Genomic DNA, 26030 nt, shown 5'->3' with positions numbered 1-26030 from the left:
TTGTTAATGAAAAAAATATAGTCTTAAACTAATTATCCTTTGTTACTCATTGCAGAAAGCATACCACCGTAAACATTGTTCAATGAAGCGATGTTTGCAGTCATAGATTGCATTTGTTCTTTTAATTTAGAAGCATTGTCAGCGATTTCTTTGTTAGCCTCAGCATTTCTAGAAGCACTTTCCAATTGTACTTTGTACAAGCTGTTTAGTGATTCCATTTGAGCTGCAGCCATAGATAATTCTTCGCTGTATTTTTTTGTAGCAGCAATTCCGTCAGCAGCTGGAGAAATTCCTTTAGCAGCAGATTCGAAATTTTTGATGCTGTTTCCTAAGCTAGCCATCAATTCACCATCGATTTTAGCTTCTTTCAATAGGTTATCTAATTTTTGAGATAATAGACCTTGAGCTTCAGTTGGGTTTTCTTTTTTAGCTTCTTTCTTTTTAGCTTCACCTCCTGCTAATTCAGGATATACAAGAGTCCAATCAATTTCGTTGTCTACAGGCTCGAACGCAGATAAAGCAAAGATGACAGCTTCTGTTACAAGACCGATAGTCAACATCACGTTTCCTGTTAATGGTCCTATTTCGAAGTGAATAATCTTAAATAATGCCCCTACGATTACAACTGCCGCTCCCATACCGTAAGCGAAATTCATTGCTTTTTTGCTTAAAATTGCCATAATAATAAATAGTTTTTAGTTAGTTAAGTAAATATAATAATTATAAAGTTGGTTAAATTTTCTTATTTAGGTGTGTTTCCTGTATTTTGAACACCCATGTAATCCTGTACGGTTCTGAAACCGATGAAACTTCTTGCTGAATCAGCATATTCAAAATCTCTTGTACTTACTTGCAAGAAATAAGCAACATCTTTCCAAGAACCACCACGTGTTACTTTACGCTCGTTTTTAGCATCCGGCACGTTAGGGTTCATTGTAGAAACATATTCATAAGATGATGCATCGTAAGAAGAGTTAGTCCACTCTGCTACGTTACCTGACATATTATAAAGGTTATAATCGTTAGGATCGTAAGATTTAGCCTCTACAGTATATAAAGCTCCATCAGCAGCATAGTCTCCACGGTTAGGCTTGAAGTTAGCCAAGAAACAACCTCTGTCGTTTTTAGCATAAGGACCACCCCATGGGAAAGTTCCTGACTCAAGACCTCCTCTAGCAGCGTATTCCCACTCTGCTTCTGTTGGAAGACGGAAAGAGTTGATTTGGTTTCTTCCTTTTTTCTTTGCCTTGATAAATGCATTTTTGTACAATGTTCTCCAAGCACAGAAAGCTTTAGCCTGTTTCCAAGTAACACCTACCACCGGATAATCATCATAAGCCTGGTGCCAGAAGTAATCATTGTGCATTGGCTCATTATAAGAGTAAGCAAAATCTTTAATCCATACTGTTGTATCAGGATAAATTCCGATTGGCTCTGTCTTTTTATAGAAGTCTTTTCTTCCTTTTTTCTTAACCGCCTCATTCAGGTTCGCTTCAGAGTAACGGAATTTTAGTTTTGAAACATCCATCGTTCTTAATCCGTTGTATGATTCAGCAGCTGGCAAGTACATTGAATCCATAACCTCAACATAATATTCATCAGGATATTTTTGAGGATCTGTAATAAGTTTTACTTTTTTATTCAGCTTTCTTCCTGCAAACGGATCATCCCCTGTACCAACACTATAGTAATTCTCATACATATATTTGTCATACGGAGACATTGTAGCCGGATCTGTATCATCAAACGCAAACTCACCGATACCACCAGTTCCTTTAGTCTGACCTACTTCTTCAGCAAGAATAGCCAAACGCATTCTGATAGTTGAGTCTTTCACCCAATTCACAAATTGCTTGTACTCGCTATTCGTAATTTCTGTTTCATCCATATAAAAGGATCGAACGGTAACCGTTTTTGTCGGAGCGTCTTGTACGTTGGCTAAATCATCATCTGATTTACCCATGATGTAAGCACCACCTGGAACCAGAGTCATACCGTACGGTTTCTCTGGATGCCATTTTCTGCCTTTCACACCTACTAACTCCCCTTTATCGCTCGAACCACAGCTTGTCAATACTGATGCTAATGCTGCTAATGCAATGAACTTCTTCATATAAATTTGGGTTATGATATATTCTTATTTTTTAAGGGCGTAAACCTATTTATTATTTTTCTAAAAAACAATTTTTTTATTAAAAATCCTTAAATAAAGTATAACATTGACATAAGGATGTGTTAAAAAAAATAGGAACGTGCCGTCTATACTATATTTTTCCTTTGTGCCTTCCACCATCTTTCAGGGATTTCACTGGCACAAGCACCTAAATAATCTTCATAAGTGCAAGGTAATAACGTATTTCTTTTTAATTTATTATTAACATTTGAAATAAAAGGTATTTCTATCCACCAACGTTCTGTTTTATGGCTTTTAAAGAATACCAGTTCCTCGTCTTCCAAAGGCACAATGTATTTTAAATAACTATCACGACTTCCAAACGGATATTCGTTGGAACGGTAATGATAACCTTCAATAAAATACCACATGATTTGCGCAATTAGAACCGCTTCTTGTTTTGAATTATTGTGATTAAAAATGCCAAATATTGAAACTTTATCACTGATTCCTGCATATCTTGATAAAGAACAGATTTCTTTCCCGTTAAATCCGTTGGGTGTAAATGTAATAAAATTACCGGAATCAGAAGATTTCACACATGTTAAATCTACACTCACAATATCAGCGTCTCTGAAAACCGGCTCGGCTATTGAAATATTATTGGAAACTTCACCCAAACGGTAGGCATCAAAAAACAATTTTTCTACCAAGTCAATCTCTTCCTGAGAGTTGTAATAGGTCTGGTAACCCAGATTACTATAATTAAAAAGATTGTTAGGTTCTTCAACAATCATTTTCGTGAGATAGGAATTTGCTGAAAGTGGCCTGTCGGCAGCACCGAAATCAAATTTGCTGTCAATAGACACGACATTCACCATCTGTTCCAATTCGTCAAAAGCCCTATACAACGGATAGGTCAAATCTTGCGAACCGCCAATAATTATCGGAATGATTTTGTTTTTCAACAAATAGGCTGTCACTTTTCTTAAAGCAAAATAAGTATCTTCAATATCGTTCCCCGCCAGAATATTCCCTAAGTCCGCAATAGACGCTTCCCAATTACCCGGAAACAATCCATAGAGTTCTTTTCGAATATGCGACAGCTTCGTATTTTCAATTTCAATATGGGCTCCTCTGTTTTCCTTCACTCCCACAATTGCGAGCTTGATTTTGCTTAAATCAGGAAAGTCTTCTCTAGTATGCAGTACTATCTTGCTTCCTAAATTCTGGGAAGACAATCCGTTAATAAACTCCAGTATCTCTTCGTCTAAAGGAGACAGAAAATCAAATTCCATATATTATTTCTTTTTTGCAGTAGTTTTTTTAGCAGCTGGTTTTTTCGCAGCAGTTGTCTTTTTAGCCGCAGTCTTTTTTGCAGGAGCTTTCTTTTCAATCATATCCTTTACCTCATCTAAGGTAAGTTTAGTCGCATCAACATCCTTGCTTAATTCTATCTTGACTTTTCCTTTGGTAATAACCGAACGTCCCCAACGTGCTTTTTCAACACGGATTCCGTCTTCTTCCCAATTGTGGATTACCTTATCGATTTCTTTCTGAAGTTTGTCCTCTATCAGCTCCGTGATATCCGACTGTGAAAGATTGTCAAAATTGTATTTTTTGCTGACATTGATAAACATGCCATTCCATTTGATAAACGGTCCAAAACGTCCCACACCTTTTTGTACCGGTTCATTTTTATAGGTTCCGATTGGAGCATCGGCCTGTTCTTTTTCAGCTATCAATTCTTTAGCGCGGTCAAAAGTAACATCCAGAGGATCTTCTCCTTTTGGAAGTGAAATAAACATTTTCCCGAATCGAACGTATGGCCCGAAACGACCATTGTTCACCTCTACTTCTTCTCCTTTATAGTCCCCTAATTTTTTAGGCAACAAAAATAAATTCAGTGCTTCTTCTAAGGTGATATTTCCAATATTCTGGTCAGCCATAAGGCTTGCAAACTGCTTTTCATCATCGTCTGCATCACCAATTTGAGCCATTGGCCCAAATTTACCTAAACGAACACTTACCGGCTTTCCTGTTTTTGGGTCTGTTCCCAGAATTCTTTCTCCTGATTCTCTCTCCGCATTTGCTTCAACATCTTTTACGTTTGGATGAAACTGGTCGTAAAACTCCTGCATCATCTTTGCCCAGTTTACATTTCCTTCTGCGATCTCATCAAAATCCTGCTCGACTTTTGCCGTAAAATTGTAATCTAATATTTTTTCAAAATTCTTCACTAAGAAATCTGTCACGATTGCTCCAATATCAGTTGGAACTAGTTTTCCTTTGTCAGAACCTGTATTTTCTTTTAGCAGTTTTTCATCGACTTTCCCAGACTGTAGGGTCAATTGAGTATATTTTCTTTCCTGCCCTTCCAGATTTCCTTTTTCAACATAATTTCTATTAATAATTGTTGAAATGGTAGGTGCATATGTCGACGGACGGCCAATACCCAATTCTTCCAGCTTTTTAACCAGAGAAGCTTCTGTATATCTTGCCGGCGGTCTGGAATAACGTTCTGTTGCCGTTATATAATTATTTTGAAGCCTTTCGTTCACTTTTAAAGCCGGAAGCATTCCTTCTTGTTCTTCATCTTCATCATCATGCCCTTCCAAGTATACTTTAAGGAATCCTTCAAAAAGCAACACTTCTCCAGTCGCTGCAAATATTTCTGAATGGTTATTGGCTTCAATTTTCACATTGGTTCTTTCCAATTCGGCATCGCTCATTTGCGAAGCTAACGTCCTTTTCCAAATCAAGTCATAAAGACGTGCCTGGTCTCTATCAATATTTACAGTATGTCTTGACATATCTGTTGGACGAATTGCTTCGTGAGCTTCTTGAGCTCCTTTGCTCTTAGTAGCAAAAGTTCTTGGTTTCGAGAATTCTTTACCATAGGATTTGATAATTTCAGCTTCCGCTGCATTTATCGCTTCATTGGAAAGATTGACACTATCCGTTCTCATATAAGTAATCAATCCCGCCTCATAGAGCCTTTGTGCCAATTGCATCGTTATACCAACCGGAAGATATAATTTTCTGGCTGCTTCCTGCTGTAAGGTGGAAGTAGTAAAAGGTGCTGCTGGTGATTTTTTTGTAGGCTTCGTTTCTAAATCCGATACCTTATATATAGAACCAATATTTTTACTTAGAAAATCTTCAGCTTCTTTTTTTGTATTGAAATTCTTTGGCAGTTTTGCCTTAAATGTTTTTCCGGCTTCATTCGAAAATTCTGCTACAACAGAATAAGAAGCTATAGCTTTGAAATTTTGGATTTCTCTTTCTCTTTCTACGATCAATCTTACAGAGACCGACTGAACTCTTCCTGCAGAAAGTCCGCCTTTTACTTTTCTCCATAAAACCGGAGAAAGCTCATAACCCACCAATCTGTCAAGTACTCTTCTTGCCTGCTGTGCATTTACAAGATCGTAATTGATTCCTCTAGGATTCTCAATCGCTTTCTGTATTGCCGATTTGGTAATTTCATGAAAAACGATTCTTTTTGTTTTAGATGGCTCTAATTTTAATTCTTCAGACAAATGCCACGAAATAGCTTCTCCTTCACGGTCCTCATCACTCGCCAGCCAAACCGTTTCGGCTTTTTTAGAAAGATCTTTGAGCTTTTTCACCAATGCTTTTTTATCAGGAGATACTTCATATTTTGGAAGGAAGCCATTCTCAACATCTACCCCTATTTCTTTAGAAGGCAAATCTGCTATATGTCCGTAACTGGACTCTACCTGAAATTCACTTCCTAAAAACTTTTCAATGGTTTTTGCCTTTGCAGGCGACTCAACGATCACTAAATTCTTTGCCATAATGCTTTTGTTTGTGTGGCAAAAGTATATGAATTTTTTAAATATTGCATTTTAGAAATTTTTAAAAGTAAAATTATTAACCCACTAACGGCTTTTTTAAAAAAGAAAAGCATTGAATTCTAAACAATTGTGAATAGCATATAAATCTCAACAACCAAGCCTTGTCGCCACTCGCCTTGTTTGCCATTTTCTTTTCTTTTTATGTTAAACATTCCGATTTCATAGCAGATTTTCATTTCTTATTTATAAATTTATGCTAAAACAATAGAAGATTTTTCCTACCATGAATTTGAACTAAAACGATAAAAATTGTGATTTCAGTCCTAAAAAAATACCTAGAACACAATCGGCATGGAGCTTTAATTGAGGAGTTTAAAGATATTTACCTCTCTCACCCCAACTATCCAAGTTTGTTTTCTGTTACTGATACTTTAGATGTGTTGCGCATTGAAAACATGGCAGCAAATGTTCCAAAAAATCAGCTTGAAAATCTTCCCGAACACTTTATAGCTTCCATTCAACACAAGGATGGGGAAATCTTTGTCTTTGTCAACAAAAGCCATAACACTATTGTTTATGACACCGGAAATGATGAAAAGCACACCTTAACTATAGAAGAATTTAGAGAATTATGGAACGGTTTGATTTTGGCTGTCGAGAAAAATGAGAAAACGACAGATATAAAAAAATCAAATATCAAATCAACGGTTTCTCTGGGATTACTATCAGCCGTTTTCTTACTATCTAATTTCACATACGGATTTGACATTTACGAATTCTTCTTTAGAACTTTATCATTCATAGGATTGCTCACCAGTATTTTTATCCTTTTAGAAAAAAATGAAAACGGGAATGAGTTGGTTTCAAAAATCTGCAGCTTTAATTCTAAAACCTCATGCGATTCCGTAATAAAATCAAAAGACAGCCGAATTACAAAATGGCTTGATTTTACAGATTTGCCTATTTTATTTTTTGCAATAAGCTTTATTGCCGGTTCATTAGTCAATCTTTCTTTCGGCATCATAGGATTACTCAGCTTAGTGTCATTGCCTATTTGCCTGTATTCAATATACCTCCAAAAGACAAAGCTCAAAAAATGGTGTATGCTCTGTCTTATTATTTCGCTTTTGATTTTCACACAATCTCTATTATACCTACTAAACATCAGCAGCTTGGGCATAACTCTTACGGCTGCCTTGCATTACCTTATTATTGCTATGGCTTGCTCCGCTATTTGGTTTCCTCTCAAAAAAATCATGTCGGAACGAAAAGACCTGGCAGACAAAAATAAAGAACTCTCCCGATTCAAAAGGGATTTCAACCTATTTGAATTTCTCTCTTCAGAAGTTCGGGAGCAACAGCAATTGGCAAGTCTGAAACCTATTTATTTCGGAAATCCGGAAGCTTCTCTGACTTTGCGATTATTTCTTAGTCCTAGTTGTGGCCATTGCCATACGGCATATCAAAAAGCAAACGATTTTATAGAAAAATATCCCGAAAAAATCAGGCTGGCGGTTTATTTCAATCTGAATATCGAGAATTCGGAAAACCCTTATGTTCCTATCGCAAAAAATCTTGAACAAATACATCTTAGTAATGGCAATATCACAGAGGCTATTAACGATTGGCATGTCCGGAATCTGAGTATAGAGGAATGGCTAAAAAAATGGAAACAAGAAATTATCAGCCAGGAAGCGGAAACAGAACTCAACAAACAATACGAATGGTGTGTAAAAAACAAATTTAATTATACGCCTGTAAAAATAATAGATTACAAACTACTACCTAAAGAATATGAATTGGAAGAAATAAAATATTTCCTGTCAGAATTGGAGGACCAAAAGACAGCCATCATTTAGCCATAAATTATTGAATGCCTATCCCATCCTAAAGAAATAAGAAATATATTTGACTAATATTCTGAAAATTAATGCAGAAATTCCCTTTTTTCAAACAAGCCGACCAAAAAGACTGCGGGCCAACCAGCTTGAAGATTATTGCCAAATACCATGGCAAAAACATCAACATCCAAAAGCTACGTAGTCTTAGTGAAACTACCCGCGAGGGAAGCAACCTGCTATCGCTAAGCGAAGCGGCAGAAAAAATAGGGTTTCGGACGCTTGGCGTGAGGCTCAGTCTGGAAAAACTGGAAGAAGCACCTTTGCCATGCATATTGCATTGGAACAACAATCATTATGTTGTACTGTATAAAATCAAAAAAGGAACCTATTACGTTTCCGATCCTGCTTTTGGCCTGCTTCAATACAACAAGGAAGATTTTTTAAAATTCTGGATTGGGAATAATGCTAATGAAACGACTCAGGAAGGTATTGCCCTTCTTTTGGACACAACACCAAAATTCTACGAAAACGAATATGAAAAAGAAGGCAAAAGTGTTTTTGGATTCAGACTGCTTTCGAGATATGTCTTCCGCTACAAGTCCTTTGTCATCCAATTAGGAATTGGGCTTTTGGCAAGCAGCTTGTTACAGCCTATTTTCCCTTTCCTAACACAAAGCATCGTTGATATCGGTATCCAGAACCAGAATATACACTTCGTATACATGGTCTTATTTGCATTACTTTTTCTGTTTATCGGAAAAACGGCACTCGAACTCATCAGAAGCTGGATATCACTCCATCTTTCTGCCAGGATAAACATCTCGCTCATTTCTGATTTCTTTATCAAATTGATGAACCTGCCTATCTCCTTCTTTGATGTCAGAATGACCGGAGATATTATGCAGCGAATCAACGACCATAACAGGATTGAACGACTACTTACAACCTCATCACTGGATGTGCTTTTTTCTATAATCAATATGATTATAATGGGCGGAGTCCTTGCTTATTACAACCTGAAAATCTTTTTTATTTTCTTCGCAGGAAGCCTACTCTATTTTCTTTGGATTATCTTATTTCTTAAAAGAAGAGAGGCCTTGGACTACAAACGTTTTTCAGAAATCAGCCAAGAACAAAGTAAAGTTATCGAGCTTATAAATGGTATGCAGGAAATCAAACTCCACAATGCCGAAAAACAAAAACGTTGGAGTTGGGAATACATTCAGGCACGACTTTTCAAAGTTTCCATGAAAGGATTGGTCCTTGAACAGACACAAAACATTGGTTCTTCAACCATCAATCAGCTTAAAAACATCTTTATTATTTTCCTGTCTGCGAAATTAGTCATTGACGGAGAAATCACCTTAGGCATGATGATGGCGATTACTAGTATTATAGGCAGTCTGGATGGCCCAATTGCACAGCTCATCCAATTTATCCGTGAAGTACAAGATGCAAAAATCTCGCTTTCCCGACTATCGGAAATCCATGAAAAAGAAGACGAAAGTCAACAGGAAGAACATCAGTCACATGAATTCCCTATTGATGCTGATATACTACTAAAAGATGTCAGTTTCAGATATGCGGGAACGGATATACCTGTACTCGAAAATCTGAATCTTGTCATTCCAGCCAATAAAATAACCGCAATTGTAGGAACCAGTGGTAGCGGAAAAACAACGTTGATGAAGCTGCTGTTGAAGTTTTATGATTGCGATAAAGGGGAAATTTTAGTAGGAAACGCCCAACTTAAAAATATTGCCCAAAAAACATGGCGAGCCAACATTGGAGCCGTAATGCAGGAAGGTTATATTTTTAATGACACTATAGCCAATAATATTGCTATTGGAGCCGATATTATAAACAAAGAAAGACTAGCCTACGCTACGGATGTTGCGAACATAAAAGATTATGTTTCCGGACTGCCTTTGGGATACAATACCAAAATAGGTATGGAAGGTATCGGTATGAGCACCGGGCAAAAACAACGATTATTGATTGCCAGAGCTGTTTATAAAAACCCGGAAATGTTGTTTTTTGATGAGGCTACATCGGCACTTGACGCCAATAATGAAAAAGAAATCATGGAAAAACTAGATGTTTTCTTTAAAGACAAAACCGTTGTAGTCATCGCCCACCGATTAAGTACTGTCATGAATGCCGACCAGATAGTAGTACTTGACAATGGGAAAATAATCGAACAGGGCAATCACGAAGCATTAGTAAAACTGAAAGGAAGCTATTACCAACTTGTTAAAAACCAACTGCAACTCGGAACTTAATATGCCAGACAATAAACACATAGAACTGCGAAGCGAAGATGTTCAGGAAATCCTGACCAAAGTCCCACATTGGATGATCCGATGGGGAAATGTTGTTATTCTGACCGTATTACTATCCTTGCTTATAATGTCATGGGTTATAAGATATCCTGACATTATCACATCAGAAATTACCATAACTACTCAAATTCCACCACAGAGACTCATTACTAAAAGCTCTGGACGAATTGAAAAGATTTTTATCAAAAACGGCGAAACTGTTTCCGCAAATACGGCACTGGCGGTGATTGAAAATACGGCACATTATCAGGATGTATTCTTGCTAAAAAGTATTATTGACACCCTGAAAATAGATAAAAACTTTATCAAATTTCCTTTCGAATCGCTTCCGTCAATGCAATTGGGTGAGATAGAAGGCTCTTTTGCTGTATTCGAAAAAGACTTTATTGCTTACAGTCTTAACAGAAATCTGCAACCTTATAAAGTGGAAGGTGCTGCCCAAAATTATGAAGTCATTGAAATCAAGGAAAGACTGAATCTTTTACAACAGCAAAAGCAAATCAGTGAAACCGAAATTCAGCTTAAAAAGAAAGAGCTTGACCGTTATAAGAAGCTTTACGAAAAAGGCATTATATCTACGCAGGAATGGGAAACCAAAAACCTGGATTATCTGCAGACAGAAAAAAACTTACGGGGACTCAGTTCCTCTATTTCACAAATGAAATCATCGCTGAACGATTTGAATAAAAACAGCAAATCGACTAAAATTAATGAAACAAAAGATGATGTGAGCCTTTTCAGAAATGTTATCCAATCGTATAACCAGTTGAAAAAAGCAATTGCCGATTGGGAATTAGCTTATGTACTCCGGTCTTCAATTGCAGGCGAAGTATCTTTCATGCAAATATGGACAGAAAACCAAACTATCACGACAGGTGATAATGTTTTTTCTATTATCCCGAAAGAAGCTGACAATTATATCGGAAAAATAAAAGCTAAAGCTCAAAATTCAGGAAAAATCAAGATTGGTCAAAACGTAAATATTCGCCTAGCAAACTATCCCGACCGAGAATTTGGGGTCATCAGAGGAAAAATACAATCCATGTCTTTGACTCCTGATAAAGACGGGAATTTACTTATTGATGTATCACTTCCAAACAAACTGGAAACTTCTTACCATAAGAAAATTGCATTCCGTCAGGAAATGAGCGGAACCGCCGACATTATCACGCAAGATTTGCGATTAATAGAAAGGCTACTTTATCAATTCAGAGATTTATTTCGCAGATCCTAAAAAAACGAGCAAAAACATTCCAAAAACATTGTTAAATCTAAATATGACATCTTGTCATATTGCCCCAAATAATTGTATCTTTGCAAACTGATTAAATTTCTCTTTTGGAGACTATGGAAAAGATTATAGAAGAAAACAAACAAGGAGAAAGCCTTGTTCTAGAACATAAAACGGGGAATACTAAAAAACTTTTTATCGAAAGTTACGGTTGTGCTATGAACTTTTCAGACAGCGAAGTCGTTGCATCCATCCTATCTCAAAACGGCTTCAATACAACCCAGATATTGGAAGAAGCTGATTTGGTACTAGTCAATACCTGTTCCATCCGAGACAAAGCAGAACAAACCGTACGAAAAAGATTGGAAAAGTACAATGCTGTAAAACGCAGTGTCAATCCAAAGATGAAAGTGGGCGTATTAGGTTGCATGGCGGAACGTCTCAAGAGTCAGTTTTTAGAAGAAGAAAAAATTGTGGATTTGGTCGTTGGACCAGATGCCTATAAAGATTTGCCAAACCTTTTACAAGAAGTAGAAGCCGGAAATGATGCCATCAACGTAATTCTTTCCAAAGATGAAACCTATGGTGATGTTTCTCCTGTTCGTCTGAACAGCAATGGCGTTACTGCCTTTGTATCTATAACAAGAGGATGCGACAATATGTGTACCTTTTGCGTAGTTCCGTTTACCCGTGGCCGTGAAAGAAGCCGTGAACCACAAAGTATCATGGAAGAAATCACTGACTTGTATAACAGAGGTTTTAAGGAAATTACACTATTAGGGCAGAATGTTGATAGTTATCTTTGGTATGGCGGAGGTTTGAAAAAAGATTTTGTCAAAGCCAGTGAATTTGAAAAAGCAACAGCAGTTGATTTTACCCAGTTACTGGAAATGGTCGCTGTAGGATTTCCAAAAATGCGTATCCGTTTTTCAACTTCAAACCCTCAGGATATGCATGAAAGCGCATTGCATATCATTGCGAAATATCCTAATGTATGCAAGCACATCCACCTTCCTGTACAATCTGGAAGTGATAGAATATTGGCTGCAATGAATCGTCTACATACCAGAGAAGAATACATTCAGCTGATTAACAAAATAAACAGCATTATTCCAGGTTGTAGTGTTACTCAAGATATGATTTCTGGGTTCCCTACCGAAACAGAAGAAGATCATCAGGACACATTGAGCTTGATGGAACATGTAAAATATAGTTTCGGATATATGTATGCCTATTCCGAACGTCCGGGAACACTGGCTGGAAGAAAAATGGAAGATGACGTTCCGGAAGAGACAAAACTAAGAAGGCTTCAGGAAATAGTTGATTTGCAAAGAAAACACAGTGCTTTCAGAACACAAGAATTCTTAGGTCAAACAGTAGAAGTCCTGATAGAAAAGACTTCTAAAAAATCTGAGGAACAATTATCCGGCAGAAATTCACAAAGCATTACAGTTGTTTTTCCTAGAGAAAATTATAAGATTGGCGACTTTGTAAATGTAAAAATCAATAGTTGTACCAGTGGCACCTTGATTGGAGAAGCTGTTGGGTATAGCGACATGAATTAATTTGAGATTTTAGATTTATGATTTCAGATTTATGATTTGGGATTTGGGATTGCAGATTTGAGATTTTAGAAAGCAGTTAACGGATAAGAATTTGTGTAATCCGTAGCATAAATAATAACTGCAAAAATAAAGTATAAGCCTAACACAAATTGATGTAAACAGCCACTGATTCAAAGATTTTCATAGATTAAAATCTCTAAAATCCGCTAATCTGTGGCAAAAAAAATAAACGCCTAAAAGACATAGCAAAGTATTAACTCGAATTAATGCAAAAAGCCACTGATTCAAAGATTTTCACAGATTAAAATCTTTAAAATCCGCTAATCTGTGGCAAAAAATAAACGCCAAAAAGACATACCATGAGTTATCACAGAGAAGAAGACACGTATAAGATAATTGGAATTTGCATGGAAGTTCATAGAAATCTAGGTCCCGGACTTTTAGAAATAATTTATAAAGACGCCTTAGAAATAGAACTTAAAGCCAATAATATTCCTTTTGAAAGAGAAAAAGAATTTCTGATACAGTACAAAGGAAAAATTCTGCCTCATAAATTTTATGCAGATTTTATCATAAATGAAGATATAGTTTTAGAAGTAAAAGCAATAAAAGAATTTTCAAATGAACACATTGCACAAATACTAAATTATATGAAGTTATCAGATTCAGAAATAGGTCTGCTTGTTAATTTTCAGACCAAATCATTACAGTATAAAAGATATATTTAATTATCTTACACAGTAACATAATCAAAAAACATCATTTAAAATAATTTAAATGGAATCAGTTCAAGCCATAAAACAGCGATTTGAGATTATCGGAAATGATCCGAAACTGAATCGCGCAATAGAAAAAGCAATCCAGGTTGCACCGACAGACATTTCCGTCTTGGTAGCAGGAGAAAGTGGTGTCGGAAAAGAAAGCATTCCAAAAATCATCCATTCGCTTTCGCATAGAAAACATGGAAAATATATAGCCGTAAACTGCGGCGCTATCCCTGAAGGAACCATTGACAGTGAATTGTTTGGCCATGAAAAAGGCGCTTTTACCGGAGCAACTTCTACTCGTGAAGGTTATTTTGAAGTAGCAGATGGAGGTACTATTTTCTTAGATGAAGTAGGAGAACTTCCTTTAACTACACAAGTGCGCCTACTTCGTGTTTTAGAAAACGGAGAGTTTATCAAAGTAGGTTCTTCACAAGTCCAAAAGACTGATGTCAGAATTGTGGCTGCAACCAATGTGAATATGTTTGAAGCTATCGAAAAAGGAAAATTCAGAGAAGACCTTTATTACAGACTAAGCACTGTCGATATCCATCTTCCGCCTTTGAGAGAAAGAAAAGACGACATCCATTTGTTGTTCCGAAAATTTGCTGCAGATTTTGCACACAAATATAAAATGCCACCAATCAAGCTCGATGACAATGCTGTCCATTTCTTGTTACAGTTTCGCTGGAGCGGTAACATCCGTCAGCTTCGAAACGTAGCCGAGCAGATTTCTGTTTTAGAAACTAACAGAGACATTTCAGCAGCAACATTACAATCCTATCTTCCATCAGAAGGCAGCCAACTGCCATCTGTAATCAAGGATAAGAAAAGTGAAAGTGATTTCAGTAATGAAAGGGAAATTTTATACAAAGTACTTTTCGATATGAAAAGCGACCTGAACGACCTGAAAAAGCTGACATTAGAGTTGATGCAGAATGGAAACACAAAAGTTCAGGAAAACAATAAAAATTTGATTCAGAAAATTTACGGAAGCAATCCTTCTGACAGCGAAATTTCTTTTGAAGAACAACCAAGCGTAGCCTTGATCACTAAGCCTAAAGTTGAAGAGCACTTTGAAGAAAACGATGACAACTTCACCTTTGCAGAAACTGTTGAAGAAGAAGAAATCTTAAAGCTGGAAGAAAAGGAAATTGAGCTAATCAAAAAATCACTGGAAAAAAATAAAGGAAAAAGGAAAGCCGCAGCAGATGAGCTTGGGATTTCCGAAAGGACATTATACCGAAAAATCAAACAGTTTGATTTATAAAAACTGCCTATATTTGACAAGATAAAGCATGAAACACATTAAATACATAATTCTTCCAGTCTTATTCTTTGCCATCAATGGCTGTTCCGTATATAATTTTACCGGAGCAAAGCCTATTAATGCCAAAACATTTCAGGTAAATTATTTCCAAAATAACGCTGATCTTATAGAGCCAGGAATTGAACGTAAATTTACCCAGGATTTGCAAAACCTGATTCAGAACCAGACAAACCTCAGCTTGACAAATTCAGGAGGCGATTTGCTTTATGAAGGCGAAATCACAGATTACAGGGTTTCTCCAATGACGGCAACAGCTGATCAAAGAGCCGCTCAAAACAGATTGACAATCACAGTAAATGTACGTTTTACGAACAAAAACAAGGAAGAAGACGATTTTGAAAAAAGATTTTCCTTCTTTTATGATTTTCCAGGAACCAACCAACTTGTAGGATCTCAGTTGACTAGCGCATTGGATGTGATTTTTGAAAGAATTACGCAAGACATCTTCAACGAGTCCTTGGCCAAATGGTAACAAAATAATACATTGATAATTGAATCTGACTGAATTTACATCCTTACTAAACCACCCTAATGCCGTCAGTGAAAGGCAGGTATCCGCTTTGGAAAAAATAGTAGAAGAATTTCCCTACTTCCAAAGTGCAAGAGCTTTGCGCCTAAAAGGATTACACAATCAGGACAGTTTTAAATACAATGGCGAACTAAAAATCACCGCTGCCCATACGACTGACAGAAGTGTTTTATTCGAATACATTACCTCAGAAAATTTCATGGCCATCAATAAAGCTTTTTTTGCAGAAAAAGAAGCTCGAATTAATGCCATTAAAGTTCATGAGATTGAAATCCTTAATCCTGAGAAAAAGGAGGAAGAACCTGTAGTAAAAGTTAATCCTCTTGAACAATCGATACTTACCTCTATACGTGAAGCCTCAGCTTCACAAATTCAACACGAGGAAGAAAAGAGTACAGAAATTCCGCAAGAAGAGACACAACCGGAAATTCAGGAAGAAAGCATCGAAGAAAAACTGGAAATTGGAAAACCATTGGATTTTTCAAGAGAAGAAAAACACTCCTTCCAGGAATGGCTTCAATTGTCAACCTTTAAGCCAATCGAAAGAGAAGAAGCTCCAATTGTATCTGAAAAAACAACTAATTCAGAAGAAATTTCAGAAACAGATTCAGAAAAAAAGAAAAAATTAGAAATAATTGACCGATTTATCGAAGCCAATCCAAAAATTTCTCCTGTCAAAAATACCTCGACAATTTCGCTGATTTCCGAGCGAAACTCCCAAGATAATTCATATCTGATGACAGAAACCTTGGCGAAAGTTTATCTGGAACAAAAGAAATATCAAAAAGCAATTCAAGCTTATGAAATATTAATTTTGAAATATCCAGAAAAAAGTCATTTCTTTGCAGACCGAATTTTGGATATTAAGACATTACAACAAAATAACAATAATTAAAACAATGAGCACATTTACAATTTTTTTGGTTTTAATCACAATCGTTTGTTTTCTACTAGTAGTAGTTATTATGGTACAAAACCCTAAAGGTGGCGGTTTGTCATCTACACTAGGTGGTGGCGGACAAATGGGTGGAGTTCAAAAAACTACTGATTTCTTAGATAAAAGTACTTGGACACTAGCTGGATTGTTAATTGTTTTGATTTTATTATCAAGCTTGAGCTTTACAGGAGCTTTTGGAGGCAGTACATTAAAAACGATTGATCCAAATGCTGCTCCGGCTCCAAAAACAGCTGCTGCTCCGGCAAAAACTAACGCTGCAGAAACTCCTGCTACAACAGCACAACCAGCAGCTACGACACAAGACACAGCAAAATAATTTTTTTTGAAAAATATATTCAAAATGCCAACACGTCAGATGTTGGCATTTTTTTTTGATCAAAATGTCATAAATAGCGATTGGCACAATTTCTGACTACTAGAATGAAACTTAAAAAAACATATAAATATAAATTTTATAATTATGGCTTTAAATATTAGACCTCTTTCAGACCGTGTATTGGTTGAACCGGCAGCAGCGGAAACAAAAACTGCTTCTGGAATTTTTATTCCTGACACAGCAAAAGAAAAACCTCAAAAAGGAACCGTTGTAGCTGTAGGAAACGGAACAAAAGACCACACTATGACTGTAAAAGTTGGCGATTCTGTACTTTATGGGAAATATGCTGGAACAGAACTAAAATTGGAAGGAAAAGATTACCTGATTATGAGAGAAGATGATATTCTTGCGATAATCTAAAAGCTTAAAGCAATAAGCCGTAGGCTGTAAGCCTTAAAAAACATATCTAATATACGCCAAAAAAAACATGAGAGATTTTAAAAAGTATGACATTTGGCAATCAAGTCATTCTTTCACGTTAGAAGTTTATAAAATCACTTCTCATTTTCCGAAAGAAGAAGCTTATAATTTGACAAGCCAAATCCGAAGAGCTTCCTCTTCTATTCCAACCAATATCAGTGAAGGTTGTGGAAGAAATAGCGATAAGGAATTCAACCAATTTCTCAACATAGCATTGGGATCAGCCAATGAAACCGAATATCTTTTGATCTTATCCAGAGATTTGCATTATATCAATACTGAAATTGCAATAGGTCTTCTTGATAAAATCAATTCTATAAAGAGCAAAATTTACAATTTAAAACAAAAATTAATTTCACCAACGGCATAAAGCCTAAAGCCTAAAGCTTAAAGCCTAAAGCCTAAAACAAATAAAAATGGCAAAAGAAATAAAATTTGATATCGAAGCACGCGACGGTTTAAGACGTGGTGTTGATGCTTTAGCAAATGCAGTAAAAGTAACACTTGGTCCTAAAGGACGTAATGTAATTATAGGAAAATCATTTGGCGGACCTACTGTTACTAAAGACGGTGTTTCTGTGGCAAAAGAAATCGAATTGCAGGATACGCTTGAAAACATGGGAGCGCAAATGGTAAAAGAAGTAGCTTCAAAAACTAATGATCTTGCAGGTGACGGTACTACAACCGCTACTGTTTTGGCGCAGGCAATCGTAAAAGAAGGACTTAAAAACGTTGCTGCCGGAGCAAATCCAATGGACTTAAAAAGAGGTATCGATAAAGCTGTAGAAGCTATCGTAGCCGATTTAGCAAAACAAGCGACAGAAGTAGGAACAAACATTGACAAAATCAAACAAGTTGCTTCTATTTCAGCAAATAATGACGATGTAATTGGAGAGTTAATCGCTACAGCATTCGGAAAAGTTGGTAAAGAAGGTGTAATCACCGTTGAAGAGGCAAAAGGAACTGATACTTATGTTGACGTAGTTGAAGGTATGCAATTTGACAGAGGTTATCTTTCTCCTTATTTCGTGACTAATTCAGAAAAGATGGAGGCAGAATTAGAAAACCCTTACATCTTGCTATACGATAAAAAAGTTTCTTCATTAAAAGAATTACTTCCAATACTAGAACCAGTAGCACAATCAGGAAAACCATTATTGATTATTGCTGAAGATGTTGACGGAGAAGCTTTGTCTACTTTGGTTGTAAACAAACTAAGAGGCGCTCTAAGAATTGCAGCAGTAAAAGCTCCTGGTTTTGGAGACAGAAGAAAAGCATTATTAGAAGACATCGCAATCTTAACTGGAGGTACAGTTATCGCTGAAGAGCAAGGTTATACTTTAGAAAACGCAACGCTTGAAATGCTTGGAACAGCAAAACGTGCAACTATCAATAAAGACAATACTACATTGGTTAGCGGAGCTGGCGACATCGAAATGATTAAAAATCGTGTCAACCAGATCAAGAGCCAAATGGAAACTACAACTTCTGACTACGATAGAGAAAAATTACAGGAACGTTTGGCTAAATTAGCTGGTGGTGTTGCGGTACTTTATGTTGGAGCGGCTTCAGAAGTAGAAATGAAAGAGAAAAAAGACAGAGTTGATGATGCATTGCATGCTACACGTGCAGCTGTTGAAGAAGGAATCGTTGCCGGTGGTGGTGTTGCCTTGTTAAGAGCTAAAAATGTGTTGAAAGACATCAAAGCTGACAATGCCGATGAAGCTACAGGAATCCAGATCGTTTCTCGTGCAATTGAATCTCCTTTGAGAACAATTGTTGAAAATGCGGGACTTGAAGGCTCTGTAGTAGTTGCTAAAGTTGCTGAAGGTTCAGGAGATTTTGGTTACAATGCTAAAACTGACGAATACGTTGACATGTTGAAAGCAGGAATCATCGACCCTAAAAAAGTAACCCGTGTTGCTTTAGAAAACGCAGCTTCTGTTTCAGGAATGATCCTAACTACAGAATGTGCTTTGGTTGAAATCAAAGAAGAAAATGCCGGAGCTAGCCCAATGGGTGGCGGTATGCCAGGAATGATGTAAAAATCAGTTTATATTTTCAAAAAGGACGCTCTAGTGGCGTCCTTTTTTATTTTAGGCAAACAGTAAAATATTTAATTAAATACATATATTGCATGAATTATTCACCTATAAAATAACATTATGCAACCTATTTTTCGTTTCCATGTAATTTTAGTTTTTTTCGCAGCCGTATTTTCTTCCTACTCTCAAGAGTCTGATTCTCAAAAGACTTCCATTTCTAAAAATCTTGAGGATTATTTTTTTCTGGAAAGAGAAAACATCCATCTACAGCTTGACAAATCCGTATTCCTTTCCGATGAGGACATTTGGTTTAAGGGCTATGTATATCATCGAAAAGAAGAAGTTCCTTTCTTTACCACTACCAATGTGTATGCCACGCTTTATGATGAAAACGGCACCAAAATGCAAGACCAGCTATTATTCAGCAGCATGGGCAGCTTCTCCGGAAAATTTAAATTGGGAGATTCATTTAAAAGCGGCAACTATTACATTCAGGTTTTCACCAACTGGATGAACAACTTCAAAGAAGACGAATCTTCGATTTTTGAGTTCAGCGTCATAAACAAAAATGACAAAACGGTTTCTATCAAAAGCATACTCGATTATTCCAAAATAAACATTGAGTTTTATCCCGAAGGAGGCTCTATTATTCAAGGCATCCAAAACACTGTTGCTCTAAAAGTAAGTGATTGTCATGGCAATCCTTTGCCTTCGATTGTGGGTGATATTATCAGCCCGGAAGGAAAAAGCATTCAAAAAGTAACCTTGAATAAATTCGGGTTGGGGAAATTTCAGATTTTTGGAGATAGCAGAACCTCAAAAATTTCCTTCCTGGTCAATGATACTAAAGTAGAAGAAAATCTCCCCTTTGCCATGCCAAATGGCCTAGCGATTGAAATCAACAACTTTGCTTTAAAAGATAAAACTATTGTCAAAATCAGAACCAATGAAAAAAGCGTTGCTTCTTTCAAATCAAAAAAACATTATTTGGTAATACATCAGGATAACAAATCCACAATCTTTGATATTGACTTCAAGAATACTTTAGAACAAAATATCACTTTTTCCAAAGACAATCTCTCAGAAGGAGTCAATACCGCCAGAATAATTGATTCTGATATGAAACAACTTGCGGAAAGATTTATTTTTAAATATCCTGAAGAGTCTTTAAATCTGGATTTAAGGCTCCTAAAAAAAGGTAAAGATTCTATTCATTTTTCAGGAAATCTAAACGCCATCAATAGCAGTCTTAGTATTGCAGTTGTTCCGGAACAATCCATTGCCACGAATCAAGACTATTCGATTCGTGCTTCTTTTCTGCTGAATCCATATTTGACTAAAAATCAGGCCAACTCAAACTATTATTTTGAAGGAATATCAAAAGCAAAAGAATTCGAGCTTGATCTACTACTCTTGACTCAAAGTACCGGAAAATACAAATGGGAAAATATCATGACTACACCGCCAAAAGACAACAATGTTTTTGATTTTGGCCTTACAATAAAAGGGACAATAAATCAGGCGTTAAGTGACCGAAAAAAATTCAGAGTAAAGTTATTCTCATTGCAATCCAGCATCAGCGAATCTGCCGAAATCAACGATAAGAATGAATTTTATTTTAACAATATGGTTCTGGCCGATTCTACCTGGGTAAACTTTACATTGACCGATGACAAGAACAAACCAACTGTTTTAAAATTATATCCTCAGATTTTAAACGGACGAAGAATATTCAACAAACCTTTTAAAGCAGAAAAAAAGGAATGCGCCCTAATTGAGGAAAAGACAGAATATGAAACTCCAAGCTTTGTAAACGGAACCATTATGCTTGAAGATGTTGAAATTTTGGCAGAGAAAAAAAAGAAACTAAAATACTCCAACACTTTAGGAAACGGAAACCTCAGAGGCCATAAAGTGGCAGAAAATGACCAAACAGATGTATTGAACTTTATTAGAAATAATGGCTTTGAAGTTCCAACGATTAATGGTTTTTCCAATACGGTAGAAATTTATAGCCGTTCCATAACCACAATAAATGGAGCAAGAAGCACCCCGGTTCTTTTTATTGACGGTCTCCAGCAAATGAGTTTTGATTTGCTTTTGAATATGAGAATGAACGAAGTAGATGAAATTTACATCAATGCTCACGCTATCGTACCGTCAGTAAACAACAACATCGGAGTTATAAAAATTTACATGAAAAAAGGCGGCAGCAGCTCGCCTCAAAAAAGCAATGCTGTTCCTTATGAAATAAAAAATGCTTTTTCTAAGATTGAACCTTTTAAAAATAAGCTGTATGCATCGACTGAAAATAAAGGATTTCAAAATTTCGGCTTAATCCATTGGATTCCGAATATCTATAGCCATGAAAGTAAAGAATTCAAGTTCCAGATTCCAAATTTGGGACAAAAGAAAGTAAAATTACTTATTGAAGGTTTTTCTGCCGATGGGCAATTAATCTCGGAGATCAGAACCATCAGTCTGGAATAAAAAAATCCGAAGCCTAAGCTTCGGATTTTACCAACTAAAACCAACCAACTAACTAATTAAATAGAAACCTGGTATTGTGCAATAAAAGCTCCTTTATGGTCTGTCAGATTGCCCGAAGTATTATATATCGGGCGATTCTGATAGGAAATTGTAAACTTTGAAGTCTGTCCGCTTAACAGCCAGTTTACACCAATATCATAAAAACTCATGTCTTTGTTTAATCTTTCATAATGGGCATGCTGAATCGCAACATACGGCATTAAAGTCGTTGTCCCTATCAGATTATCTTTAAGCTTATAGCCCAATTGAGCATATAGAACATTTCCTGTTCCATAGGCTGGAAAACCATTTCCGCTACCATTCAAAACAGTAGGATCACTGTTTCCATTAGCAGGATTCATAGGTGCTGCATTTCGGATATAATTTGTCCCGAAGTCATAATGTGTAAAATTGCCATAGAAACTTATTGCCTCACCTCTTGAACCAATTGGCGCATCATAAAAAACATCTACTGCCAAATGAAGCATGTCGGTATAAATAGTATCATTCACTGCATTTCTATGCCACATGGCATCTTGCTGGTATACTATCCCGGCTCCTACATTCAATACTTTCTTTTTTCCTAAATAACTTCCGGTAGCATAGGGCGTCAGATTGGATTCCTGATCCTTAAACTGGTATTGGAAGTACGCATTGTATTGCATCTGAGGCGGCTTTGGAGAAAAATTCGACCTTTCACTTATTGCCGCAACATAACCAGAACTTTTCTGTATTGCCAACGGCTGTGCAAAAGCTACCCGATAATCCAATTTACCAAGCTTACCTTTTGCATAAAACGAAAGCTTTCTTACGAATTGATCTGTGACATCATTTGTCGATTCCAGAAACAAGGGAATATCGACACCCATAATAGAACCTACAGAAGAAGCAGAAAATCGAGACAAACCTGTCCATGAAGACAAACCGGCTCCCAAAGACAATTTTCCCTTATCAATAGCATATTCTCCCAACGCATCGTGGATAAAAAAACCTTGTTTTCTATCAGAAACATTATTGAAGTTATTCTGTCCTATTTGCCCATAAATAAAAACACGATCAGCAACCTGTCCGTACATCTGAATCCTGAATCTTCGAATACCGATATCAGTTCCGGCAGTTTTTGGTGAATCAAAAATTGTAGTTCCCGGATTATATTCCTGATTTCTGATCCAAACCTGAGAAAGCATCGCGAACTTCAGATAATTGGAACCGTCCTCATTCAGGTACAATTTCTTATCGTGCCAAAATTCATGTTTTGGTTTTTCTTCTGTTGGCTGTTGCTCCTGTGCCTGAATTTTTTGCAACGAAAAAAGAGCCGTTAGTCCGCAAAAGGCTAATGAATACTTCAATGATTTCATCCTATATAATTATTTATTTCAATCCCAATATCTAAATCCTGACAGGATTCCTCCAATCTGTTTAATATCTATTACCTTATTTCATCAGACAACTGATGTAAAAATACCCTGAAAAAATTCCAAGGTATTTTTATCATTTTTAGTTTCTTTCGTAAGCACAGCAAGTATGAAGCTTTTCGTAGTCTTCATTAGTCGCCTTTACTTTTTCAGTATCGTGCCCTACTTTTGCAATAGCTTTCTGTACTTCCTCATCTGATGTTTTTTCTTCATTCAGGATAAGATGCAACTGCTTGTCTCCAATATCCCAATTAGCCGATTTTACTCCCGGAACAGAAAAAGCAGCTTTTTCGATTCGTTTTTTACACATCTCACAATTGCCTTTAACTTCAACGGTATGCTTTGCATTTTTATTCTTTTTCTCTTGTGCTTGTGCTGCAAATCCAACTAGGGAAATGAAAAGCATTATCATTATTTTTTTCATACTATTATTTTTATCGTTATTTACTTTAAGTTTATTTTATCTTGAATCGCAATCCGGCATAATACATCTGTCCAAAAATTGGCGCATAGATTATGGAACTATCAAAATTCGGCCCAAAAGGATTATCACTACCCAAAATTGCCTTGTCTTGTTTATAATTTCCAATATTTTCACCACCCACATATACTTCAAAGGTAGAAGAAAAAGTTCTGGTGATTTGTGCGTTCATCAGAGAAAAAGACGGTGAATAGTCTGGAAGCCTGTCAGATGTAGGATTTGACGCAGTATTTGGCAACTGTTGTTTTCCAAGCCAATTGTAGGTAAAATCGAATTTCCATTGTTGTCCTTTATCCGTGATATGCGTCTCATACTCTAAGTTACCAAAGAAACGATGTTTGGCCTGTAATGGTCTTTGTGCGCTTCCGCTTAGGTAATCTGTTTCTATTTCATAAAACTTATAAGCCGTTCTTAAATTGAAATGCGTTGCCAATTCATAATTAAAATCAAGCTGTAAACTGTTGGCAAATGATTTCCCGTCCAGGTTATAAAACAAAGCCTGTTGCGGACTGGCATACAAATCTACAACTGCCTGATTTTGGAAATCGGTTCTGTAAAAATCAAAAGTAACTTCTGCCGGCCTATTGAAAAGTGTGAAACCTTGCATAAAGCTGACTCCGTAATTCCATGCAATTTCCGCATCCAATCCGTAGATTTTGCCTCCTGTATTCAATATGTCAAAAACTCTTGAACTGGCAAAAAGTTGCTGATTTTCTGCAAAAATATTAGCCGAACGTTTTCCTCTTCCTGCTGATGCTCTCAATACCGCTTTTTCCCACGGATTGTATCTCGCATGGATTCTTGGCGTAATAAAAGTTCCTAAACGGTTGTGGTTATCAACTCTGGCACCGGCAACCAAACTAAAGTTTGTAGTATTATCATAGGTATATTCAAAAAATGCACCCACAGAATTATCGATTCGGTTAAAATCTCTTGAAATATTTGGAACGCCAACAAACTCATCGTATTTGTCATACGTAAAATTCAATCCTGTTGCAAACTTGTTCAGCGTATTGTTAATAATGGAATTGAAAATCAGATTCGAATAAAAGCTTTTCTGGTTGATATCGTACTTGTTTAGTCCGAAATAAGATTCCTGATCATGTCCATTAAAAGCGGTCTGGAATCCGATACTCTGATATGGCATATCCGGAAAAACATAACCCAATTTTGCCGAAACATCATAACGTTGTGTTTTGATTTCAGAACCCCAATAATTTGTTGTGAATTTATCACGGTTTTTATCAAAATCAAGTTCTCCAGTTTGCTTCTCATCATTCATATATCTGAAATTCAAAAAGCTTACCCAACCTTTTTCCATATCCGTATACTGCCATCTGTTTAATACGTTGATTTGCTTTGAAAGCGGATTATCTAAAAAGCCGTCATCATTCATGTCGTTCTTGCCTAATCTGGCATTACCGTGAAGGAATAAACTTGTGCTCCATTTGTCGGAAACTTTTTTATTGAAATGGGTATTAAGCTCAAAACGGCTGTCTGTAGAACCGTAGGCATTCAAGAAAAAAGGAATGTCATTTACTGGCTTAATTAATTCTGTATTGATTTGTCCTGAAATACTTTCAAAACCGTTGACAACAGACCCTGCACCTTTGGTAATCTGAATACTTTCTACCCAGGTTCCAGGCGTAAAAGAAAGTCCGTAAGCCTGCGAAGCGCCTCTTACAGAAGGAAGGTTCTCTTCCGTAATTACCAAATAAGGACTTGTAAGACCTAACATTTTAATCTGTTTTGTCCCTGTTAAAGCGTCCGAAAAGTTAACATCAATAGATGGATTCGTTTCAAAGCTTTCTGCCAGGTTACAACAAGCCGCTTTTAGTAATTCTTTACTGGACATTGTAGTAACATTGGCAGTCTTCATATAGGATTTCTGAAGACTTTTTCGCTCTTTGCTGATGGTAACTTCTTCCAAGTCATTATTCTGGACAAGAACATGATTGATGAAATTTGACGAACTTACTGTAATCGTATCGGTTGTGAATCCCACATAACTGATTACGAGTTTTGTAAATTCAGGCTTATAAGAAATGGAAAAGTTTCCATTTTCGTCTGTAGTTGTACCTATTTGGGTATCGAGCCATTGTACGCTGGCTCCTATGATTGGCTGTCCTGTAGCAGATGCTTCTGTTATTTTTCCTTTCAACTCTTGTGAAAAAGAAGTGGCAGAAACGATAAGACATAACAGCAGTATGAATTGTTTTTGCATAAAAAATGATTTAATAGTATAATTATAGTTAAGCCATTGAAGGCTT

General features: G+C 36.5%; 20 protein-coding genes. 13 read left to right on the top strand and 7 right to left on the bottom strand.

Annotated elements, in window-relative coordinates:
- Nucleotides 1-32: 32 nt before the first annotated feature.
- From porL to topA, 4 genes are all read right to left on the bottom strand, one after another.
- Nucleotides 33-680: a type IX secretion system motor protein PorL/GldL gene (gene porL, locus FJA49_RS15940; RefSeq protein ID WP_140002064.1), complete on the bottom strand. Its 648-nt coding sequence runs from the start codon at nt 678-680 to the stop codon at nt 33-35.
- Between the two features lie 62 nt (nt 681-742).
- Entirely contained in the window at nt 743-2113 is a 1371-nt protein-coding gene (gene porK / locus FJA49_RS15935) for a T9SS ring complex lipoprotein PorK/GldK (protein ID WP_140002062.1), read from the bottom strand.
- Nucleotides 2114-2259: 146 nt separating this feature from the next.
- Entirely contained in the window at nt 2260-3411 is a 1152-nt protein-coding gene (locus FJA49_RS15930; RefSeq protein ID WP_140002060.1) for a formimidoylglutamase, read from the bottom strand.
- A gap of 3 nt (nt 3412-3414) precedes the next feature.
- Nucleotides 3415-5934 carry a type I DNA topoisomerase gene (topA, locus tag FJA49_RS15925; RefSeq protein ID WP_140002058.1) on the bottom strand — a complete coding sequence of 840 codons (2520 nt, stop codon included), beginning with the start codon at nt 5932-5934 and terminating at the stop codon, nt 3415-3417.
- Between the two features lie 311 nt (nt 5935-6245).
- Between topA and FJA49_RS15920 the strand changes: the two genes are divergently transcribed.
- The 13 genes from FJA49_RS15920 (at nt 6246) to FJA49_RS15860 (ending at nt 21825) form a co-directional block, all read left to right on the top strand.
- A complete protein-coding gene (locus FJA49_RS15920; RefSeq protein ID WP_140002056.1) occupies nt 6246-7793 on the top strand; it encodes a vitamin K epoxide reductase family protein in 1548 nt (515 codons plus the stop codon).
- A 71-nt stretch (nt 7794-7864) separates the two neighbouring features.
- Complete coding sequence (locus tag FJA49_RS15915; protein WP_140002054.1) at nt 7865-10057, top strand: peptidase domain-containing ABC transporter; 2193 nt, start codon at nt 7865-7867, stop codon at nt 10055-10057.
- A 1-nt stretch (nt 10058) separates the two neighbouring features.
- Complete coding sequence (locus FJA49_RS15910) at nt 10059-11351, top strand: HlyD family secretion protein (RefSeq protein ID WP_140002052.1); 1293 nt, start codon at nt 10059-10061, stop codon at nt 11349-11351.
- Between the two features lie 113 nt (nt 11352-11464).
- On the top strand, nt 11465-12913 hold the full coding sequence (miaB, locus tag FJA49_RS15905) for a tRNA (N6-isopentenyl adenosine(37)-C2)-methylthiotransferase MiaB (RefSeq protein WP_140002050.1): 1449 nt from the start codon (nt 11465-11467) through the stop codon (nt 12911-12913).
- A gap of 359 nt (nt 12914-13272) precedes the next feature.
- Nucleotides 13273-13641 (top strand): GxxExxY protein, encoded by a 369-nt coding sequence (locus tag FJA49_RS15900; protein WP_140002048.1) that lies wholly within the window; start codon nt 13273-13275, stop codon nt 13639-13641.
- Between the two features lie 49 nt (nt 13642-13690).
- Nucleotides 13691-14947: a sigma-54 interaction domain-containing protein gene (locus FJA49_RS15895; RefSeq protein ID WP_140002046.1), complete on the top strand. Its 1257-nt coding sequence runs from the start codon at nt 13691-13693 to the stop codon at nt 14945-14947.
- Nucleotides 14948-14975: 28 nt separating this feature from the next.
- Nucleotides 14976-15479, top strand: coding sequence for an LptE family protein (locus tag FJA49_RS15890; RefSeq protein ID WP_140002044.1), 504 nt, complete (start codon nt 14976-14978; stop codon nt 15477-15479).
- 19 nt (nt 15480-15498) lie between these two features.
- On the top strand, nt 15499-16431 hold the full coding sequence (locus tag FJA49_RS15885) for a tetratricopeptide repeat protein (protein ID WP_140002042.1): 933 nt from the start codon (nt 15499-15501) through the stop codon (nt 16429-16431).
- Nucleotides 16432-16435: 4 nt separating this feature from the next.
- On the top strand, nt 16436-16810 hold the full coding sequence (gene secG, locus FJA49_RS15880) for a preprotein translocase subunit SecG (RefSeq protein WP_140002040.1): 375 nt from the start codon (nt 16436-16438) through the stop codon (nt 16808-16810).
- A gap of 144 nt (nt 16811-16954) precedes the next feature.
- Nucleotides 16955-17230 carry a co-chaperone GroES gene (locus FJA49_RS15875; protein WP_140002038.1) on the top strand — a complete coding sequence of 92 codons (276 nt, stop codon included), beginning with the start codon at nt 16955-16957 and terminating at the stop codon, nt 17228-17230.
- Nucleotides 17231-17297: 67 nt separating this feature from the next.
- Entirely contained in the window at nt 17298-17660 is a 363-nt protein-coding gene (locus tag FJA49_RS15870) for a four helix bundle protein (protein ID WP_140002036.1), read from the top strand.
- A gap of 46 nt (nt 17661-17706) precedes the next feature.
- A complete protein-coding gene (gene groL / locus FJA49_RS15865) occupies nt 17707-19335 on the top strand; it encodes a chaperonin GroEL (protein WP_140002034.1) in 1629 nt (542 codons plus the stop codon).
- A gap of 120 nt (nt 19336-19455) precedes the next feature.
- A complete protein-coding gene (locus FJA49_RS15860; RefSeq protein ID WP_140002032.1) occupies nt 19456-21825 on the top strand; it encodes a hypothetical protein in 2370 nt (789 codons plus the stop codon).
- Between the two features lie 56 nt (nt 21826-21881).
- Here the strand turns inward: FJA49_RS15860 and FJA49_RS15855 are convergent, their stop codons facing one another.
- From FJA49_RS15855 to FJA49_RS15845, 3 genes are all read right to left on the bottom strand, one after another.
- Nucleotides 21882-23222: a hypothetical protein gene (locus FJA49_RS15855; RefSeq protein ID WP_140002030.1), complete on the bottom strand. Its 1341-nt coding sequence runs from the start codon at nt 23220-23222 to the stop codon at nt 21882-21884.
- Between the two features lie 139 nt (nt 23223-23361).
- Nucleotides 23362-23703 carry a heavy-metal-associated domain-containing protein gene (locus tag FJA49_RS15850; protein WP_140002028.1) on the bottom strand — a complete coding sequence of 114 codons (342 nt, stop codon included), beginning with the start codon at nt 23701-23703 and terminating at the stop codon, nt 23362-23364.
- 31 nt (nt 23704-23734) lie between these two features.
- Entirely contained in the window at nt 23735-25984 is a 2250-nt protein-coding gene (locus FJA49_RS15845) for a TonB-dependent receptor plug domain-containing protein (RefSeq protein ID WP_140002026.1), read from the bottom strand.
- Nucleotides 25985-26030: the final 46 nt, after the last annotated feature.

Origin of the sequence: Flavobacterium microcysteis, from assembly GCF_006385255.1 — a bacterium.
In the GTDB taxonomy this organism is placed as follows: Bacteria; Bacteroidota; Bacteroidia; order Flavobacteriales; family Flavobacteriaceae; genus Flavobacterium; species Flavobacterium microcysteis.
Note: the sequence above shows the minus strand (reverse complement) of the source record. Positions and strands in the feature narration are given on the sequence as shown.